The sequence below is a fragment of the Hypericibacter adhaerens genome, from assembly GCF_008728835.1.
Taxonomy (GTDB): domain Bacteria; phylum Pseudomonadota; class Alphaproteobacteria; order Dongiales; family Dongiaceae; genus Hypericibacter; species Hypericibacter adhaerens.
Genome location: NZ_CP042582.1, coordinates 1369104 through 1388949, shown reverse-complemented (window position 1 = coordinate 1388949; position 19846 = coordinate 1369104). Strand labels below are relative to the sequence as shown.

Here is a 19846-nt window from a genome sequence, read left to right as displayed (position 1 = left end):
GATCCATCCTAATCCAGACTACCAAGCTTAAAAATGGATCCCCGCTTTCGCGGGGATGACGAATGAGTGGATGAGTCTGCGCCTAGAAGATAGAAGAGAGCGACGCGCCATCCTCGATCCGCTCGAACCATTCCGGCGTCACGCGCGGCGCTTGGCCGTCGAGATTGGGCGCGCCCAGCCCGGCCCGGACATGCGACGCCGAGACGCTGCGCGTCTCCAGGCTGAAGCGCGTGATGAAGCTGGCGTCGGCGACGCTGCCATGGAGATGGGCGGCGGAGAAGCACAGCAGGTCGCCGGGCTCGATCACGATCGCCAAACCGTCCTCGGGCTCGAGCGGAACCGTCGCCACGGGAAGGACCGGGTAGCCTTCCGCCCTCCCCTCGGCCATGCGGCGCTTCAATTCGTGATAGTCCCAGGCGGCCGAGCTGTTCTCGATCGGCCGGCTCCAATAGTCGGGAAACATCACGATCGAGCGCGTGCGTGCGAGGGGGTAGAGCGGCGTCCACCAGTTGATCTGCTGCGGGATGTTCGAGCCCCAGCTGTCGCGATGGGGTGCCAGGGGCATGATCCGGCGCGCCTGGTGGCTGGCGTTCGAGGGCACGAGGCGGAGCTGCAGCCCGTCGAAATAGGTGTCCTCGGGCGGCAGTCCGGTCTGGGCCACCGCCTCCCCGATCTGCCGCAGCAGCGCCTTGTCGGCGCGGACCTGGCTGCGGAGCGCCCGCACGCGGGCCAGGAAGAGATCGGGCGCCAGCCGCGTCTCGGCGCGCTCCGGATCCTCGTCGCCCAGGCCGGCGCGGACCATCTCGTCGATCGTCCGGCAGAGCGATCGCAGGGCCGGCAACTGCCGGAAGATCAGGATGTCGCCGGCAAAGATCCGCGCGCCGAGGAGGTCGGCCGGAAGAGCGCCGTCGAGGGTTTCAAGGGCGGGCATGGCGGGATGCTAGCAGACCGGAAGCCGGGCAGCCCCAACCCAGCTTGCCGCATCAGCCCTCGTCGCCGTGCCCCTGCCCCAGCTTCAGATCCCGGTTGACGCTGACCGCCTGGACCAGGCCGAAGCCCATCAGGAGCGAGAGCATCGAGGTGCCGCCATAGGAGATGAGCGGCAGCGGCACGCCCACCACGGGGATGAGGCCCATCACCATCGCCATGTTGATGAAGACATACAGGAACAGGCTCGAGGTGATGCCGAAGGCGAGCAGCCGGCCGAACTGGTTGCGGCTGCGCAGCGCGATCAGGATGCCGTAGAGCAGCACCAGCGCGTAGAGGCAGAGCAGCGTGAGGCCGCCCACCATGCCCAGCTCCTCGGCCAGCATGGTGAAGATGAAGTCGGTCTGGCGTTCAGGGAGGAAGTTGAGGTGGCTCTGGGTCCCCATCAGGAACCCCTTGCCCAGCACGCCGCCCGAGCCGAAGGCGATCTTCGACTGCATGATGTGGTAGCCCGAGCCGAGCGGGTCGCTCTCGGGATTGAGGAAGGTCAGCACGCGGTTGCGCTGATAGTCATGCATGAAGCCCCAGCCGATCGGCAGTGCCGCGACGCCGGCGGCCCCGATCAGGATGAACTTCCACATCCTGACACCGGCGGCGAAGAACATGAGGCCGCCGATCAGGATCAGCATGCCGGCGGTGCCGAGGTCGGGCTGCACCAGCACCAGGCCCGCCGGCAGCAGCACCAGCAGGAGCGGCGGCACGAGCGGCAGCGGCAGGTGTCGGCGGATATCCTCGAGATCGAGCCGGTGGAAATAGCGCGCCAGCGCCACCACCAGCGCGATCTTCATGATCTCGGAGGGCTGGAGCTGGAAGAACTTGAAGTCGATCCAGCGCTGGGCGCCCATGCCGATCTCGCCCGCGATCTCGACATAGACCAGCAGCAGGAAGGCGAAGCCGTAGAAGGCATAGGCCCAGCGCAGCCAGAAGCGCAGGTCGGTCATCGCCACGACCATCATCAGCCCGAGGCCCACGATCAGGCGGGCCCCCTGGCGCGACATCCAGGGATCGACGCTGCCATTGGCGGCGGAATAGAGCATGGCGAGCCCGATGCTGGCGATCATGACCAGCAGCAGCACCAGGCCCCAGCTCACCTGCTTCAGCTTCTGGCCGGTCGAGAGCTCGGCCTGCGAGCGGCCGAAGGGGGTGCCGCCGAAATGGGTCGGGCCGATCATGCCGGTTTCTCGTTGTTCTGGGCCACCTGGTCGTCCGGGCGCTTGCGCGCGGGATCGCGCGTCTGGGCCTCGATCAGGATGTCGCGCGCGATCGGACCCGAGACCACGGAGCCGCCGCCGCCATGCTCGCTCACCACGGCGATGGCGTAGCGCGGCGCATGGACCGGGGCGAAGCCTATGAAGAGCGCATGGTCGCGCTGCGGCCAGGGCAGGTCCTCGTTCTTGCGCACGCCGCTGTTGCGCTCGCTCATGGTGATGCGGCGCACCTGGGCGGTGCCGGTCTTGCCGGCCAGCTCCATGCCGGGGATGGTGATGCGCGAGCGGTAGGCGGTGCCGTTGGGGGCGTTGCTGACCTGGTTCATGCCCTCGAGCACGACCGCCAGATGCTCGGGCGAAACGCCGAGCGAGGGGAAGGGCGGACGCTGGATCGTGCCACCGCCGCCTTCGCGCAAGGCGGTGCCGGTATCGGGCGCGAAGACCGCCTCGCGATGGAGCCTGGGCTGGATCGCATAGCCGCCCGAGGCGAGGCGCGCCGTCAGCACCGCGAGCTGGAGCGGCGTGGTCAGGATGAAGCCCTGGCCGATGCCGGCCACCAGCGATTCGCCGGGATGCCAGATATCGCCCATCGTCGCCTTCTTCCAGGCGCTGTCGGGGATGAGGCCGGGTTTCTCGGCCGGCAGGTCGATGCCCGTGAGCTGGCCGAGGCCGAAGCGATGCGCCATCTTCGCGATCGGGTCGATGCCGATGCGCCGCGCCAGGTCGTAGAAATAGCAGTCGCAGGAATGGCGGATGCCGCCGATCATGTCGAGATTGCCGTGGCCCTGCTTCTTCCAGCAATGGAAGCGGGCCGAGCCCAGCACGGTCACGCCGTTGCAGAAGACGGTGTGATCGGGGCCGATCCCCTGCTCCATCGCCGCCATGGCCACGACCGTCTTGAAGGTCGAGCCCGGCGCATAGGTGCCGTTGAGGGCTTTGTTGGAAAGCGGACGCAGCGGGTCGGTCGTCAGCGCCTGCCATTCGGCGCTGGTGAGGCCGCGGTCGAAGGCGATGGGGTCGTAGCTGGGCGTCGAAGCCATCGCCAGCACCTCGCCCGTCATGATGTCGAGGCAGACGGCGGCCCCGCTGAGCTGGGAGGACAGGCATTGCTGGGCGAAGGTCTGCAGGCCCATATCGAGCGTGGTGACCAGGTCCTTGCCCGGCACGCCCTCGTCGCGGGAGAGCTCGCGGATCACGCGGCCGACGGCATTGACCTCGACCTGGCTGTTGCCGGCCGAGCCGCGCAGGTCGGTGTCGTACTGCTTCTCGACACCGCTCTTGCCGATGCGGAATCCGGGCAGCTCCAGCAGCGGGTCGCCGGTGAGCTCCGCCTCGGCGACCGAGCCGACATAGCCCAGGACGTGGGAGGCCATGCCGGCATAGGGATAGAGGCGGCTCTGCTCGACCTCGATCGAGACGCCGGGCAGGTCGGGCGTGTTGACCTCGACGCGCGCCACCACCGGCCAGTCGAGATTCTCCTTCACCGTCACCGGCACGAAGGCGCGGCTGCGGCCGACCTCCTTCATGATCCGCGCCCGCTCGGACTCGCTGATCGTGACGATCGACTGCAGCGCCTGGAGCGTGCCCTGGAGATCCTCGGTCTGCTCGGGCGTCAGCACGATGCGGTAGTTCTGGTCGTTGGTCGCGAGCGGATTGCCGAAGCGGTCGAGGATCCGGCCCCGGCGCGGCGCCAGGAGGCGCAGGCTGATGCGGTTCTCCTCGGCCAGGAGCTTGTATTTGTCGGATTCGACGACCTGGAGGTAGTACATGCGCGCGGCGAGGCTGCCGAGCGCCACGAGCTGCACGCCGCCCAGCATGGCCGCGCGGCGGGTGAAGGTGCGGTAGAGCTGCTGGCCGCTTTGCATGGTCATGGGAGGGGCTGTCCGCTCAGGCCTGCTGCGACAGGAGCCAGCGCTGGGCGCGGGCGAAGAGATAGGCGACCGCCGGATAGAGCCCGAGATCGACCAGGTAGTTGAAGACCGCCGGCCGCGGATCGACCAGCTGGACGGCGATCAGGCTGGTCGCGACCCAGGCCATGATCATGGCGCCGGCCGAGACCATCATGTAGCCCCACCAGACCACCAGGAAGGGCTGGCCGATGAAGAGGCGGCGCTGCGACAGGGTCAGCGCATAGACCGACACCAGCACCAGCGTGCCGACGCCGAGCGGCGCCATGCCGAAGAAGTCCGCGAGCACGCCGATCACGAAGACCAGCGGCAGGGGCATGGCGGTCGGGCGGTGGATCGCCCAGTAATAGACCGACATCAGCGCGAACGAGGGGCTGACCGGCTGCCAGAAGGGCAGCGGCACCGGGATCGAGCCCAGCAGCATGAGCAGCAGCGTCAGCGTGGCGGGCCAGAGCCGCTGCGACCAGAGATCGAGGCGCTGCCAGAAGCTGGAGCTCATGGTCCGGACACGATCCTTCACATCCAGGCGCCGATGCGCCGCCTAAGGGCGCCCGGAGGCGCCCGCCTCGTCAGGGTGCGCGCGGCGGCGCGCTCGGCGCCGGCGCCGCGGAAGCGGCCTCGGCCGCCGCGGCGACAGGATCGTCGCTCAGCACGCCATCGAGGCCGTAATCCACGATCTGCAGGAATTCCATATGGTCCCAGTCCACGAAGGGTGCCACCGACACCACCCCGTCCGAGATCCGGTCGATCACGCCCACCGGCAGGCCGGGCGGGAAGGCCCCGCCGTCGCCCGAGGTGACGACGCGGTCACCCACCTGGATCGAGAGGCCGGGCTTGAGATAGAGCAGCTGCGGGCGGTTGGAGTTGTCGCCGGCCAGGATGGCCCGGTCCCGGGTCCGCTCGACCATGACCGGCACCCGCGAATTGATGTCGGTCAGGAGCAGCACCCGCGCCGAGCGGGTGCCGACCTCGCTGACCCGGCCGGCAAGCCCGTCCCCGGTCATGGCGGCCTGGCCCTTGCGCAGGCCCGATTTCTCGCCCGCGGAGATCAGCACCTCGCGCACGAAGGCGCCGGTATGGTCGCCGATCACCCGGGCGCTGATGAAGCTGGAGCGGGGGTCGGGCACGAAATGCAGCAGGTTGCGGAGCTCGCGGTTCTCGGCATCGAGGCGCTGGGCGATGTTCTGCCACTCGACCAGGCGCTGGCGCTCGATCCGCAGCCGGGCGTTCTCGGCCCGGAGATCGACCAGTTCCTCGAGATTGGCGAAGAGGCCCTCGGCAAAGCTGACGGGCTCGGACAAGGCCCCCAGGATCGGCGCCACGGCGTCGGAGACGGCGGTGCGGGCCTGCGAGACCATGGGACCGTTGGCACGGCCGAGCACCATCACGCCGATGGCCGCGGCCATGACCAAGACCAGAGCAAGCCGGTGAACCAACGCCCGCAGCGGCGAGGCCAGGCGCAGCGCGGAGCCGGTCCGCTGCTTCATTTCCTGTCTCCGCAGCGAATGCCCATCCGGAGGTCGCAACGACTCGTTGCGACTCCGCGTATCACGATAACGCGATCGTGGAATCGGGCAAAGCGGATTTCAGCCTGATCGATCAATACATATTGATGAGGACGTTCTTGAGCGTCTTCATCTCCTCCAGGCAGCGCCCGGTGCCGAGCGCCACGCAGGTCAGCGGATCGTCCGCGATCGAGACCGGCAGGCCGGTCGAGTGACGCAGCACCAGGTCGAGGTTCGAGAGCAGGGCGCCGCCGCCGGTGAGCACGATGCCCTTGTCGACGATGTCGGCGGCGAGCTCGGGCGCCGTGTGCTCGAGCGCCACCTTGACCGCCTCGATGATGGCGCCCACGGGCTCGGCCAGGCTTTCGGCGATCTGGCGCTCGGTGATGACGAGCTCCTTCGGCACGCCGTTCATCAGATCGCGGCCCTTGATCTCCATGACGCGGCCGTCGCCATCCTCGGGCGGGCAGGCCGAGCCGATCTCCTTCTTGATGCGCTCGGCCGAACCTTCACCGACGAGAAGGTTATGGTTGCGGCGGATATAGGCGATGATCGCCTCGTCCATCTTGTCGCCGCCGACGCGCACCGAGCGCGAATAGACGATGCCGCCGAGCGAGAGCACGGCCACCTCGGTGGTGCCGCCGCCGATATCGACCACCATCGAGCCGGTGGGCTCGGTCACGGGCAGGCCGGCGCCGATCGCGGCCGCCATCGGCTCCTCGATCAGGAACACGCGGCGGGCCCCGGCGCTCTCGGCCGATTCCTGGATGGCGCGGCGCTCGACCGCGGTCGAGCCCGAGGGCACGCAGACGATGATCTGCGGGCTCGCGAAGCTGCGCCGGTTGTGAACCTTGCGGATGAAATGCTTGATCATCTCTTCCGCGACCTCGAAGTCGGCGATGACGCCGTCGCGCAAGGGGCGGATCGCGGTGATGTTGCCCGGCGTGCGGCCCAGCATCATCTTCGCCTCGTCGCCCACGGCCAGGACGTGCTTGCGCCCCTTGACCTCGTGGATCGCCACCACCGACGGCTCGTTCAGCACGATCCCGCGGCCCTTGACATAGACCAGCGTGTTCGCCGTGCCGAGGTCGATCGCCATATCGGCGGACAGCATCCCCAGCAATCTACCCAGCATTGGTACCTACCTCATCGCCTGTGAGCCGACAAAAGGCCTGTCGCCTTGTCGTCTGCATTGTCTGGAAAGCGGAGCCCCCTCAGCCCCGCGGGGTTCACGCGGAAAGCGCGGCTGGCGCGGTCTTCTGCCTCTTGGTCAACAGCTTGTTGAGCGCATGCAGATAAGCCTTGCAGGAGGCCACCAGCGTGTCGGTGTCGGCCCCCTGGCCGTTCACTGTCTTGCCGTTTTCCTCCAGCCGCACCGTCACCTCGGCCTGCGCATCGGTACCGGCCGTGACGGCATTCACTTGGAACAGCTGCAGCCGCGCCTCGTGCGGATAGAGCTGCCGGATCGCCTTGAAGGTCGCGTCGACCGGGCCGTCGCCCGTGGCGCGCGTCTGTTTCACCACGCCGTCGATCTCGAGCTCGAGGTCGGCCTGCTGCGGCCCCTTGGAGCCGGCGATGACCTGGAGCGAGACGAAGCGGATATGCTCGTTCGAGCGCACGACCTGGTCGTCGACCAGGGCCACGATATCCTCGTCGAACACGTCCTTCTTCTTGTCGGCGAGATCCTTGAAGCGGCGGAACGCCTCCTCGACGGCGTTGTCGCCGAGCTCGAAGCCCAGCTCCTTGAGCTTGGACTTGAAGGCGTGGCGGCCGGAATGCTTGCCCATGACCAGGGTCGAGCGGCTGAGGCCCACCGATTCCGGGGTCATGATCTCGTAGGTGCCGGCATGCTTCAGCATGCCGTCCTGATGGATGCCGGATTCATGCGCGAAGGCGTTGGCGCCGACGATGGCCTTGTTCGGCTGGACCGGGAAGCCGGTCACGGTCGAGACCAGGCGCGAGGCGCGGGTGATGACCTCGGTATGGATGCCGGTCTTGTAGGGCATGGCGTTCTGGCGCGTGCGCAGCGCCATCACGATCTCCTCGAGCGCGGCGTTGCCTGCCCGCTCGCCCAGGCCGTTGACGGTGCATTCGACCTGGCGCGCGCCAGCGCCGACGGCGGCCAGCGAGTTGGCGACGGCGAGGCCCAGATCGTTGTGGCAGTGGACCGAGATGATCGCCTTGTCGATGTTGGGCACGCGGTCGAACAGCATGCGGATCAGGGACGCGAACTCGTCGGGCACCGCATAGCCCACGGTGTCGGGGATGTTGATGGTGCCGGCGCCGCACTTGATCGCGGTCTCGACGCAGCGGCAGAGGAAATCGTGCTCCGTGCGCGAGGCGTCCTCGGCCGACCATTCGACATCGCCGCAGAGCTTGCGCGCGTAGGAGACGCTGTCGATGATCGCCTGGTGCACCGCCTCGGGCTCCATCTGCAGCTTGAACTTCATATGGAGCGGGCTGGTCGAGATGAAGGTGTGGATGCGAGGAGCTGCCGCGCCCTGGAGCGCTTCCCAGGCGCGGTCGATGTCCTTCTTCGCGGCGCGGGAGAGGCCGGCGACCGAGCTGGTCTTGACCAGCTTCGCGATCTCGCGGACCGCCTCGAAATCGCCGTTGGAGGCGATCGGGAAGCCCGCCTCGATCACGTCGACGCCCATCTCCTCGAGAACGGCGGCGATGCGCTTCTTCTCTTCGAGATTCATCGATGCGCCGGGCGACTGCTCGCCATCGCGCATGGTGGTGTCGAAAATGACGACGCGGTTGGGATCGCGACCCGTGTCCATAGCTCTAACCCTTCGGCATCTCTGGTTTCGAGAGCGGCTTCGACCGGTGTGCCCTGCACGGCGCAGAAAGGCGGCTTGAGCCCACGCCTCCGCCGGTCAGGGACGGATCAGTCAAAGCGTCCGAAGCTCCAGAGACAGGGCGGGCCGTCCACAGGTTGACGATGAGTTGGCCGGGTTTTGCCGTAAGTCAAATTATCGCGGCAAATCAAACGCATATGGCCAGCTCAAAGCCCGATTCATGTCCGGTCCGCAGCTTTGTAACCTTGCTTGAGGTTGGTTAACAAGTCCTTTCGGACCGCGCCGTTTTCTCAATGAATCAGCGTGCTGCCCCGTCCGTTCCACCGGGACTTGCCAGGAAAGCGGCCCCCGGCCGACAATGATCCGGGTTCCGGAGCAGAAGGAAATTCCAGCCATTTCCATAAGATCGCGGGCATCCCGGGCGGCCGCCAGGCCGGTTCGGGCCGATGCCCGCCCCTGTTCCGCAGAAGCCCCGTCAAAGTTAACAAACCGGTAAGAACAACCTAGGGAGGAAATGACCATGCCAAAGAGCCTCAGCCGCCGACGCGCGGAGGGCTTCGTTCGTGATTATGCCGCGGGCCGGGTCGATCGCCGGCGCTTCCTCAAGACGCTGGCGGCCGCCGGCGTCGGGCTCGGCACGATGACGATGGGCGCGCGCTTCGGCGCCGCCAAACCGAACCTCACCTATTACACCTGGGCCTCCTACGACAATCCGAGCTTCCACAACGCCTATGTGAAGAAGAACGGCGGCACGCCGAACTACGCGATCTTCGCCGACGAAGAGGAGGCGCTGCAGCGCGTGCGCAACGGCTATCGCGCCGATGTCGCCCATCCCTGCACCAGCAACGTGCTGCGCTGGCACGACGCCGGCATCATCAAGCCGGTCGACGTCAGCCGGCTGCAATACTGGCCCGACGTCTATGACGGCTTCAAGAAGGTCCGCGGCGTGGAGATCGACGGCCAGTTCTTCCATGTGCCCTGGGAATGGGGCAACAGCTCGGTCGCCTATCGACCCGACAAGATCGAGGTCAAGGAGGAGAGCTACGGCCTGCTGCTCGACGAGCGCTACAAGGGGAAGATGTCGGCCTTCGACAATTCCGAGGAGGTGCCGATCATGTCGGCCATCCTCGCCGGCGCCAAGGATCCCTTCACGCTCACCGAGGACGAATACCCGAAGGTCGAGGCGGTCATGACGCAGCTCAATGCGAACATGCGCTACTACTGGACCGACGCGACCGAGATGCAGCAATCGCTGGCCTCGGGCGAGATCGTCGCGACCACGGCCTGGAACGACGTCGTCAAGTCCATGGCCGACGCCGGCGTCCCGGTCAAATACATGACGCCCAAGGAAGGCATCCTGACCTGGGTCTGCGGCATGGTGCTGATGAAGGACGGGCCCGGCGACGAGAACCAGGCCTACGAGTTCATGGACGCGATGCTCTCGCCCGAAAGCGGCGTGGCCCTGATGGAGAACTTCTATTACGGCCACTCCAACCGGAAGACGCTGGACCAGGCCGACCCGGAGCTGGTGAAGGGCCTCGCCCTCGACCAGGCGGAGGAGCGCATCTCCGACCCCAAGACCCATTTCTTCGAGCCCCAGGCCAACGACCAGCGCGAACGGCTGATCGCGATGTTCGAGAAGGTGAAGGCGGGGCTGTGATTGCGCGGTAAAGAGAAAGGCCTCGTCTTCCTGACGGAAGACGAGGCCCCGATTTTATTATCCCCTCCCCCGCTTCGCGGGGGAGGGTTAGGGAGGGGGCTGCGTGCTGTTGGAGACCGAGCAACCCCCTTCCTAGAGCGGATTGAGATTAGGCTCGATATCCAGAGTTCCTGAAGTAGTTTGCGCATTCGTTTGGCGAGAATGCTGGGAGGATGTCGCCGATCGCATCGCAGACGGTGTCTGTGGATCGTGCGGCGGCCTTGCGCAGCAGGTGCTTGAGTTTGGCGAAGACCTGCTCGATCGGATTGAGGTCCGGGGAATATTTCGGGAGGAAGAAGAGCTTGGCCCCTGCCGCTCGGATGGCGGCGCGAACGGCTTTGCTTTTGTGGCTGCCGAGATTGTCCATGACGACGATATCTCCTGGCTTGAGGGTCGGAACCAGCACCCGCTCGACATAGAGCCGGAAGCGCTCGCCGTTGATCGGTCCATTGATGAGCCAGGGTGCCTCGATGCGATCGTGGCGCAGGGCGGCGAGGAAGGTCATGGTCTTCCAGTGGCCGTGCGGGGCCTTGCCCTTGAGCCTGGTGCCTGAGAGCGACCAGCCCCTGAGCGGCACCATGTTGGTCTTGGTCCAGGTCTCATCCAGGAAGACCAACGCGCGGGCGTCGATCCGCCCCTGGTACTCAGCCCATTGCCGACGCCTTCGCGCCACGTCCGGGCGATCCTGCTCGCCAGCCACCAGCGTTTTTTTTGAAGGTCAGGTTCTGCGCATGCACGAACTCCCAGACCGACCGGATGTCCACCTTCAGCCCGCGCTCCGCAAGCTCGCCGACCAGACCTTTCAAGGTGAAGTCCCGCGTCCGCACCCGTTCCACCAGCCAATCATGATGCGCGCCGCGGATCGACTTCGGCTTATGGCCGCCGATCTTCCCCGGCGCCACGCTGCCGGTCTCCCGGAACCGGCGTACCCAGTGAACCGCTGTGCTGATCGCAACCCCATAGTGTTGCGCCGCCTGGTTACGTGACATCCCGCCGCTCTCTACGGCCGAAACAACCCGCTCCCGCAGATCCTTCGAATACGGTCGGCTCATGCATACTGGCCTCCAGCTCCAGCCAGCATCTTGAATCAGAAATCTCCCGATTCGGGAAGCCCTCCCGATTCACACCAATCTCAAAACGCTCTAGCCTTCCCCCGCAGTGCGGGGGAAGGGACAGAGCGAGTTGCCGAACTCAGTTCTTCGTCTTGTCGACCAGCTTGTTCTTCGCGATCCAGGGCATCATGCCGCGCAGCTTGGCGCCGACCTCCTCGATCGGATGCTGGGCGGCGCGACGGCGCATCGCCTTGAAGCTGGGCTGGCCCGCCTGGCATTCCTGCACCCAGTCGCGGGCGAAGCGGCCGGACTGGATGTCGTCGAGGATGCGCTTCATCTCCTTCTTGGTCTCCTCGGTCACGATGCGGGGACCGCGCGTGTAATCACCGTACTCGGCGGTGTTGGAGATCGAGTAGCGCATGTTGGCGATGCCGCCCTCGTAGATGAGGTCGACGATCAGCTTCACCTCGTGCAGGCATTCGAAATAGGCCATCTCCGGCGCGTAGCCGGCATCGACCAGCGTCTCGTAGCCGGCCTGGATCAGCGCGGTCAGGCCGCCGCAGAGCACCACCTGCTCGCCGAAGAGGTCGGTCTCGCATTCCTCGCGGAAGTCGGTCTCGATGATGCCCGAGCGCCCGCCGCCGATGGCCGAGGCGTAGGAGAGCGCGATCTCGAGCGCGTTGCCCGAGGGGTTCTGCGCCACCGCCACGAGGCAGGGCACGCCGCCGCCCTTCTGGTATTCCGAGCGCACCGTGTGGCCCGGACCCTTGGGGGCCACCATGAACACGTCGATGTCGGAGCGCGGCTCGATCAGGCGGAAATGGATGTTGAGGCCGTGGCCGAAGGCGATGGCGGCGCCGGGGCGCATATTGGCGTGGAGATCGTCGGTATAGATCTTCGCCTGCAGCTCGTCAGGCGTCAGCATCATGACGATGTCGGCCCATTTGGCGGCGTCGGCGGGCGTCATCACCTGGAAGCCCGCGGCCTCCGCCTTCTTGATCGAGGCCGAGCCCGGCTTCAGCGCGACCCGCACGTCCTTGACGCCGCTGTCCTTGAGGTTGAGGGCGTGGGCATGGCCCTGGCTGCCATAGCCGACGACGGCGACCTTCTTGCCCTTGATCAGGTTGACGTCGGCATCACGATCGTAATAGACGCGCATTCTCGTCTTCTCCTCTGTCTCTGCCAGCAGGGGCCGGCGCCCGTTCCGGGGGCCGCGGCACTGCCGTTCCGATTGAATGGCAGGCTCAACCCCGCCGGTACCGCCGTGCGGCGTGCCTCTTTCTTAGCGTCAAAGCGCCTCGGGGCCGCGTGCGATTGCTGCAACGCCGGTGCGCGATACGTCGACCAGTCCCAGCGGCTGCATCAGGTTGATGAAGGCGTTGAGCTTGTCGGTCGAACCCGTCATCTCGAAGACGAAGGATTCGATGGTCGAATCCACCACGCGGGCGCGGAAGATGTCGGCGATGCGCAGGCTCTCGACCCGCTTCTCGCCGGTCCCGCGGACCTTGATGAGCGCCAGCTCGCGCTCGAGGCTGGGGCCCTCGGCCGTCAGGTCGCTGACCCGGTGCACCGGCACCAGGCGGCGGAGCTGGGCCTTGATCTGCTCGATGATCATCACCGTGCCCGAGGTCACGATGGTGATGCGCGAGAGGTGGCGCTGGGCGTCCACCTCGGCCACGGTCAGGCTCTCGATGTTGTAGCCGCGGCCCGAGAACAGGCCGACCACGCGGGCGAGGATGCCGGGCTCGTTGTCCACCAGCACCGAGATGGTGTGGCGCTCGATCTTCTGCTGTTCAGCCATGGCACTTACACCAGCACCATGCCCTCTTCGGAGACCGGCTTCGCATGGTCCTCGGGCCCGAGCAGCATCTCGTTATGCGCCGCGCCGGACGGGATCATCGGGAAGCAGTTCTCCGCCTGGTCGACGCGGCAATCGACCACGACGGTCCGGCGGGTCTTGATCATCTCGTCGATGGCGCCGTCGAGCTCGGAGGGCTTCTCGATCCGCAAGCCCACGCCGCCGAAGGCGTCGGCGAGCTTGACGAAATCGGGCAGCGAATCCGTGTAGCTCTCGGAATAGCGGCCGCCATGCAGCAGCTCCTGCCACTGCCGCACCATGCCCATATACTGGTTGTTCAGGATGAAGATCTTGACCGGCAGCTTGTACTGGCAGGCGGTCGAGAGCTCCTGGATGTTCATCAGGATCGAGGCCTCGCCCGCGACGTCGACCACGAGCGCATCCGGATGCGCGATCTGCACGCCGATCGCGGCCGGCAGACCGTAGCCCATGGTGCCGAGCCCACCCGAGGTCAGCCAGCGGTTGGGCTCCTCGAACTTGAGGAACTGGGCCGCCCACATCTGGTGCTGGCCCACCTCGGTCGTAACATAGGCGTCCTTGCCCTTGATCGCCGCATAGAGGCGCTGCAGCGCATATTGCGGCTTGATGATGCTCTCGGAGTTCTTGAAGCGCAGGCAGTTGCGGCCGCGCCACTCGTCGATCTGCTTCCACCAGGCGGCGAGCGCCTTCTGGTCCGGCTGGACCTGCTTCGCCTTCCAGAGCTTGATCATGTCCTCGAGCACATGGGCGACGTCGCCCACGATCGGCACGTCCACGCGCACGTTCTTGTTGATCGAGGACGGATCGATGTCGATATGGATCTTCTTCGAGTGCGGCGAGAAGGCGGCGATCTTGCCGGTCACGCGGTCGTCGAAGCGGGCGCCGACGGCGACCATCACGTCGCAATCATGCATCGCCCAGTTGGCCTCGTAGAGGCCGTGCATGCCGAGCATGCCGACGAATTGCGGATCGGAGGCCGGATAGGCGCCGAGCCCCATCAGCGTCAGCGTGCAGGGGAAGCCCGTCATCTTCACGAACTGCTTCAGCAGCTGCGAGGCCACGGGACCCGAATTGATCACACCGCCGCCGCAATAGAAGAGCGGCTTCTTGGCCTTGGCCAGGAGCTCGACCGCGGCCTCGATCGCCCTTGGGTCGCCCTTCACCGGCGGGTTGTAGCTGCGATGCTTGCGGGCGCTGGCCGAGGGCGCGCCGGCATAGGAGGTCTTGGCCTGCAGCACGTCCTTGGGCAGGTCGATCACGACCGGGCCGGGCCGGCCGCTGCGCGCGACATGGAAGGCCTCGTGCACGATGCGCCCCAGATCGCCGACATTCTTCACCAGGTAGTTGTGCTTGGTGCAGGGCCGGGTGATGCCGGTCGTGTCCGCTTCCTGGAACGCGTCGTTGCCGATCAGATGGGTCGGCACCTGACCAGTCAGGCAGACGATCGGGATCGAATCCATCAGGGCGTCGGTCAGGCCGGTGACGGCGTTGGTGGCGCCCGGGCCCGAGGTCACCAGCACCACGCCGACCTTGCCGGTCGAGCGCGCGTAACCTTCCGCCGCATGCACCGCCGCCTGCTCGTGGCGGACCAGCACATGGCGCAGCGCGTTCTGCTTGAAAAGCTCGTCGTAGATCGGAAGGACGGCGCCGCCCGGATAGCCGAATACGACGTCCACACCCTGGTCCAACAAGGCCCGGATGAGGACAGACGCACCGATCATCTCCTGCGCAGACATTTTGCCGATCCTTTCGCTCGAAAACTTCGGAGCCGATTCCTAGGGCTCCGCTGGGATTTCGGCCTGGCCAATTCGCGGGCGCAAAAACCCCTCCCGCCCGGTCCTTGCCGGCCGGCGCGAGGGTCCCGACCCTAGTCAGTCGCTGCACTGCGGTCAACAGCTAACGGCAAATCTTCGAAAAGAATTTACGAAAGAATCTTTCCAAAAATTGCTCATCGGCAAAACCCGGTGCCAGCGGATCGGTCTCGATCCGCAGCGCTTCGGGGAGGCGGTGGCGGAACCAGGTGAACTGCCGCTTGGCGTAGCGCCGGGTGGCCTGCTGACCGGCCGCAACGGCTTCATCCAGCGTGGTTTTCCCTGCGAGGTAACCGCCCAGCTCGGCCACGCCGATCGCCTTCATCGCCGGCAGGGCCGGGTCGAGCCCGAGCGCGAGCAGGCCGCGCACCTCCTCGAGCGCGCCGGTTTCGACCATGTGGGCGAAGCGCCGGTCGCAGGCGGCATAGAGGGCCGCGCGCGGCGGCATCAGGAGACAGGCCTGGAAGGCCAGATCGGGCGGCGGTCCCTGCTCCGCCTCCGCCTGCCAGGCCGAAAGCGGCTTGCCGGTGGCCTCGTAAAGCTCGAGCGCGCGCAGGATGCGCTGGCGGTCGGTGGGCTCGATCCGCGCCGCCGCCACGGGATCGCGTGCCCCAAGCTCCTCATAGAGAGCGGCCAGCCCCCCCTCGCCCTTCATCTGCGCCTGGAGCCGCCGGCGGATCTCCTCGGGGACAGCCGGCAGGTCGGCGATGCCCCGCATCAGCGCCTCGAGATAGAGGCCGGTGCCGCCCACCAGGATCGGCAGGCGGCCTTCGGCGCGGGTCGCCGCGATCGCATCGAGCGCCAGCTCGCGCCAGCGCCCCGCCGAGCAGGGCTCGGCCGCCGGCAACCTGCCGAAGAGGCGATGGGGCACCAGCGCCATCTCGCCGGGCGTGGGCCGTGCCGAGAGGACCGCCAGCTCGCGATAGAGCTGCATGCTGTCCGCATTGATGAGCGTGCCGCGGAGCCGCTGCGCCAACGCCAGCGCCAGCGCCGACTTCCCGCTCGCCGTGGGACCGGCGATGACGAGGACGTCCGTCTTGGAATCTCCTCCCCCGTTCAGGGGGAGGGCCAGGGAGGGGGGGTGCTCGCTATCCGACATCGCGCAGCCCCCTTCCCAACCTTCCCCCGTTCCGGGGGAAGGGACAGAGGTCGTCACCCCTTGTTGTCGATGCGCACGGCGACCCACTGGAAGTCGCCGCCGCGATAGACCAGGAGCGTCACCACGCGATAGCCGTTGCTCTTGGCATCATCGACGCGTTTCTTCACGTCCGCAGGCGTTTTGACCGCCTTCTGGTCGACCTCGATGATGACGTCGCCTTCCTGCAGGCCCTTCTCGGCGGCGGCGCCGTTGGGATCGACCGACGAGACGAGGACGCCGGCCACGTCCGCCTCGAGCTTGTACTGGTCGCGCAGGCCTTGCGTCAGCTCGGTCACGACCAGCCCCAGCAGATCGACCTTGCCGCTGTTGTTGGGCGCGGTCGAAGGCTTGGTGCTGGAGGGCTGGGCCGAGGCCTGCTCGGTCTCCTCCGCGAGCTCGCCGACCTTGACCGACAGGGTCTTCTTGTCGCCCTGGCGCCAGATGACGACCGGCACGTCCTGGTTGATCGGGGTCTCGGCCACGACGCGCGGCAGCCGGCGCATCTCGTCGATCGCATGGCCGTTGAACTCGAGGATCACGTCGCCCTGCTTGATGCCGGCGGCGTCGGCCGGGCCGCCCGCCGTGACGTTGGCGACGAGGGCACCCTTGGCCGCCGGCAGGCGCAGGCCTTCCGCCAGCTCCGGGCTCACGCTCTGGATCCGCACGCCGAGCCAGCCGCGCCGCGCATGGCCATATTCGCGCAGCTGATCGATGACGGTGCGGGCCAGGTTCGAGGGGATCGCGAAGCCGATGCCCACGCTGCCGCCCGAGGGCGAGAAGATCGCCGTGTTGATGCCGATGACCCCGCCATCCATGTCGAACATCGGGCCGCCGGAATTGCCGCGGTTGATCGAGGCGTCGGTCTGGATGAACTCGTCATAGGGGCCGGCATTGATGTCGCGCTGGCGCGCCGAGACGATGCCGGCCGTGACCGAGCCGCCGAGGCCGAACGGGTTGCCGATGGCGAGCACCCAGTCACCGATGCGCGCCTTGTCGGAATCGCCCCACTGCACCGCCGGCAGCGGCGATTTCGGCTCGACCTTCAGGAGCGCCAGGTCGGTCTTGGTGTCGATGCCGATGATCTTGGCCTCGAGCTCGCTATCGTCATGCAGCCGCACCGTGATCTGGTCCGCCCCCTCGATCACATGGTTGTTGGTGACGATGTAGCCCGAGGGATCGATGATGAAGCCGGAGCCGAGCGAAGTGGCCCGGCGCGGCTCGGGCTGGCGCCCGTTGTCGCCGCCGCCGTTGCCGCCATTATCGCCGTCGCCCCGCTGCTGCCGGTCGAAGAAATCCTTGAACATCTCCTCGAGGTCCTGCTGCGAGTTGTCCTCGTCGCGCAGCACCTGGGTGGTCGAGACATTGACCACGGCGGGGAGAAGCGTTTCGGCCAGATCGGCGAAGCTCTCCGGCGCCGAGCGCGCCGCGGCCGGGGCGCCGGTCAGAGCCAGGGTCGCGACCAGGGCGGCAGCGGCGGCGCTCACCCATCGAACGGACGTCAGGAAAGCGAAGGCAGGACGGGACGACACGGGACTTGGACCTCCGGACTCTTGGGCCGTCCCAGGGGCCGCCGATCGGCTCCGTGGACGAATAGGGAACAAGATTAGGCGAATTCGATGGCGGCTGGGTGAAATTTCCCGCGAGGCCGCCATCCGCCTTTCTGGTCGAGAATGGTGGCGGAAGCGAGGCGGCTCAGCCGCGGACCAGCCAGACCAGCAGCAGACCGATCCCGGCCGCCGCCAGCCCGCCGGCGCGCTGTGCCGTGTCTGGAAGAGCCGCCAGGGTCTCGGCCAGGCGCCGCAGCATGCCGGGAAAGAGCGCCAACGTGACGCCCTCGATCACCAGCACGAGCCCGAGGGCCGTGGCGAGGTCGCTCATCGCCCCGCCCGCAGGAACCCGGGCGCCGCGACCGCGAGGCCGCGCCGTCGCCCGATCGCCCCGCCGGTCACGGCTTGGCCGGCGCCCCGGGGCTCCCTGGCTCGGCGCCGAAATAGCGGAAGAAGTCGCCGGTCGCCGGGCCGACATAGGTGGTGTTCGAGCCGTCGAGCCCCTGGGTCAGCGCCTGCATCGAGCGGTAGAAGTCGAAGAAGGCGGGATCCTTGCCGTAGGCCTCGTTGTAGATCCCGGTCGCCTCGCCGTCGCCTTCGCCGCGCAGCACCTCGGCCTGGCGGCGCGCATCGGCCAGGATCACCACCTGCTGCTTGTCGGCCTCGGCCTTGATCTTCTGGCCGTCGCGCTGGCCTTCGGCGCGCAGGCGCCGGGCCTCCTGCTCGCGCTGCGTCTGCATGCGCCGGAAGATCGCCTGGCTGTTCTCGTCGGGCAGATCGACGCGCTTCATGCGCACATCGACGACATTGACGCCGTAGATCTGCGCCGCCTGGTTCACCGCCTCGGTGATCGACTGCATGAACTGGGCGCGGCGCGCCGTCAGCATCTCCGACATCGGCACCTTGCCGATCTCGCCGCGCAGGTTCGAGTTGATGATCGGCCCGACGCGGCCGCGCAGGCCGCCTTCGTCGCGCACCACCTGATAGAACTTCAGCGGGTCGACGATGATGTATTTGGCATAAGCCTCGACCACCACCTGCTTCTGGTCGTTGGTCGGCATCTCGGCCGGCGCCAGGTCCAGGTTCAGGACGCGCTTCTCGAAATAGATCACGTTCTGGATGAAGGGCAGCTTGAAATGCAGCCCCGGCTCGTTGATCGCCTGGCGCGGCTGGCCGAACTGCAGCACCAGCGCCTGCTGCCACTGGTTGACGGTGAAGGTGGAGGAGAGCAGCACCACAATGGCGACCACCACCAGGATGATCACCGCGACGAAGGACGTGCGATTCATTGCGAGGCTCCCGTGGTCGCCGGTGCCGCCGTGGCGTTGCTATCGGACGGCGGCGGGTTCGTGGCCGCCGACCGGGACTGCAGCTTCAGCAACTCGTTCAGCGAGAGATAGGGAAGCGCGCCACCGGTGCCGGGCGCGCCGTCGACCAGCACCTTGTTCATGTTGTGCATGACGCTCTCCATCGTCTCAAGATAGATGCGCCGCTCGGTCAGCTCCTTGTTCTTGGCGAATTCGCTATAGACCGAGAGGAAGCGCTGCGCGTCGCCGGTGGCGATCGCGATCTTCTCGGCCTTGTAGGCCTCGCCCGCCTTGATCACCTGCTGCGCCTGGCCTTCGGCGCGCTGGGTGATCTCGTTGTAATAGGCCTGGGCCTCGTTGACCGACCGCTCCTTGTCGGCGCGGGCCGCCTGCACGTCGCGGAAGGCCTCGATCACCGCATCGGGCGGATCGACCTTCAGGAGCTGGAGGCTGGTGATGACGATGCCGGCATTGTAGCCGTCCAGCACATGCTGGATCAGCTCCTGGGTGCGCGATTCGACCTCGGCGCGGCCCTTGGTGCGCGTCGATTCGAAGTCCGACTGGCCGATGATCTCGCGCATCGCGGCTTCCGACACGGCCTTCACCGTCTCGTCGGGATCGCGCACGCTGAAGAGATACTTGCCCGCGTCGCCGATCTTCCACAGCACGACGAACTGGATGTCGATGATGTTCTCGTCGCCGGTGAGCATCAGGCTCTCGGCCGAGATGTCGCGGGTGCTGGTGCCGTCGGCCGCGGAGCGGAAGCCGATCTCGACCCGGTTCTCGAAATCCACCATCGGGGTCTCGACCGAGCCGATCGGCGCCGGCAGGTTGTAGTTGAGGCCGGGGCCGGTGGTGGCGACCCACTTGCCGAAGATCATGGCGACGCCCTGCTCGTTGGCGTCGACCCGGTAGAAGCCGCTGGCGAGCCACAGCGCCAAGGCCGCGAGCGCGATGAAGATCAGCCCGCGCCGCCCGCCCAGCCCGCCCGGCAGCCAGCCCTTGAGCCGATCCTGCCCGCGACGCAGCATGTCTTCGATATCGTTC

At 66.8% G+C, this 19846-nt stretch carries 17 protein-coding genes; 1 reads left to right on the top strand and 16 read right to left on the bottom strand.

Annotation, left to right across the window (positions count from 1 at the left end; genetic code table 11):
* Positions 1 to 82 precede the first annotated feature (82 nt).
* From FRZ61_RS06110 to FRZ61_RS06080, 7 genes are all read right to left on the bottom strand, one after another.
* On the bottom strand, positions 83 to 931 hold the full coding sequence (locus FRZ61_RS06110; protein ID WP_151115746.1) for a hypothetical protein: 849 nt from the start codon (positions 929 to 931) through the stop codon (positions 83 to 85).
* A gap of 52 nt (positions 932 to 983) precedes the next feature.
* Entirely contained in the window at positions 984 to 2159 is a 1176-nt protein-coding gene (gene rodA / locus FRZ61_RS06105; RefSeq protein ID WP_151115744.1) for a rod shape-determining protein RodA, read from the bottom strand.
* A complete protein-coding gene (mrdA, locus tag FRZ61_RS06100; protein ID WP_225309146.1) occupies positions 2156 to 4066 on the bottom strand; it encodes a penicillin-binding protein 2 in 1911 nt (636 codons plus the stop codon). Before mrdA ends, rodA begins: the two co-directional genes overlap by 4 nt.
* A 16-nt stretch (positions 4067 to 4082) precedes the next feature.
* Positions 4083 to 4601: a rod shape-determining protein MreD gene (gene mreD, locus FRZ61_RS06095; RefSeq protein WP_151115742.1), complete on the bottom strand. Its 519-nt coding sequence runs from the start codon at positions 4599 to 4601 to the stop codon at positions 4083 to 4085.
* A gap of 70 nt (positions 4602 to 4671) precedes the next feature.
* Positions 4672 to 5589, bottom strand: a complete 918-nt coding sequence (gene mreC / locus FRZ61_RS06090; RefSeq protein ID WP_151115741.1) for a rod shape-determining protein MreC — start codon at positions 5587 to 5589, stop codon at positions 4672 to 4674.
* Between the two features lie 112 nt (positions 5590 to 5701).
* On the bottom strand, positions 5702 to 6742 hold the full coding sequence (locus FRZ61_RS06085) for a rod shape-determining protein (RefSeq protein WP_151115739.1): 1041 nt from the start codon (positions 6740 to 6742) through the stop codon (positions 5702 to 5704).
* 94 nt (positions 6743 to 6836) lie between these two features.
* A complete protein-coding gene (locus tag FRZ61_RS06080; protein WP_151115736.1) occupies positions 6837 to 8390 on the bottom strand; it encodes a 2-isopropylmalate synthase in 1554 nt (517 codons plus the stop codon).
* 538 nt (positions 8391 to 8928) lie between these two features.
* On the opposite strand from FRZ61_RS06080, the gene FRZ61_RS06075 reads away from it, so the two are divergent.
* Positions 8929 to 10068, top strand: a complete 1140-nt coding sequence (locus FRZ61_RS06075) for an ABC transporter substrate-binding protein (protein WP_191909321.1) — start codon at positions 8929 to 8931, stop codon at positions 10066 to 10068.
* Positions 10069 to 10216: 148 nt separating this feature from the next.
* Here FRZ61_RS06075 and FRZ61_RS06070 read toward each other — a convergent pair.
* The 9 genes from FRZ61_RS06070 to hflK form a co-directional block, all read right to left on the bottom strand.
* Positions 10217 to 11159 (bottom strand): IS630 family transposase gene (locus tag FRZ61_RS06070; protein WP_191909320.1). Its coding sequence is split into 2 segments (ribosomal slippage): positions 10217 to 10819 and positions 10821 to 11159, totalling 942 coding nucleotides; the frame shifts between segments, so codons are not numbered across the junction.
* A gap of 139 nt (positions 11160 to 11298) precedes the next feature.
* Complete coding sequence (ilvC, locus tag FRZ61_RS06065) at positions 11299 to 12318, bottom strand: ketol-acid reductoisomerase (protein WP_151115730.1); 1020 nt, start codon at positions 12316 to 12318, stop codon at positions 11299 to 11301.
* A 129-nt stretch (positions 12319 to 12447) separates the two neighbouring features.
* Positions 12448 to 12960, bottom strand: coding sequence for an acetolactate synthase small subunit (gene ilvN / locus FRZ61_RS06060; RefSeq protein ID WP_151115728.1), 513 nt, complete (start codon positions 12958 to 12960; stop codon positions 12448 to 12450).
* Between the two features lie 5 nt (positions 12961 to 12965).
* Positions 12966 to 14732, bottom strand: a complete 1767-nt coding sequence (locus tag FRZ61_RS06055) for an acetolactate synthase 3 large subunit (protein WP_151115727.1) — start codon at positions 14730 to 14732, stop codon at positions 12966 to 12968.
* A 160-nt stretch (positions 14733 to 14892) separates the two neighbouring features.
* The gene (miaA, locus tag FRZ61_RS06050) at positions 14893 to 15906 is read right to left on the bottom strand and encodes a tRNA (adenosine(37)-N6)-dimethylallyltransferase MiaA (protein ID WP_151115725.1); all 1014 of its coding nucleotides are present in this window, start codon (positions 15904 to 15906) and stop codon (positions 14893 to 14895) included.
* Positions 15907 to 15959: 53 nt separating this feature from the next.
* Positions 15960 to 17474: a DegQ family serine endoprotease gene (locus tag FRZ61_RS06045; protein WP_225309145.1), complete on the bottom strand. Its 1515-nt coding sequence runs from the start codon at positions 17472 to 17474 to the stop codon at positions 15960 to 15962.
* A 163-nt stretch (positions 17475 to 17637) separates the two neighbouring features.
* Positions 17638 to 17823, bottom strand: coding sequence for a DUF2065 domain-containing protein (locus FRZ61_RS06040; protein WP_151115722.1), 186 nt, complete (start codon positions 17821 to 17823; stop codon positions 17638 to 17640).
* A gap of 67 nt (positions 17824 to 17890) precedes the next feature.
* Positions 17891 to 18781, bottom strand: a complete 891-nt coding sequence (hflC, locus tag FRZ61_RS06035; protein ID WP_151115720.1) for a protease modulator HflC — start codon at positions 18779 to 18781, stop codon at positions 17891 to 17893.
* Complete coding sequence (gene hflK / locus FRZ61_RS06030) at positions 18778 to 19830, bottom strand: FtsH protease activity modulator HflK (RefSeq protein WP_407657924.1); 1053 nt, start codon at positions 19828 to 19830, stop codon at positions 18778 to 18780. The genes hflC and hflK overlap by 4 nt, the downstream gene beginning before the upstream one ends.
* Positions 19831 to 19846 lie beyond the last annotated feature (16 nt).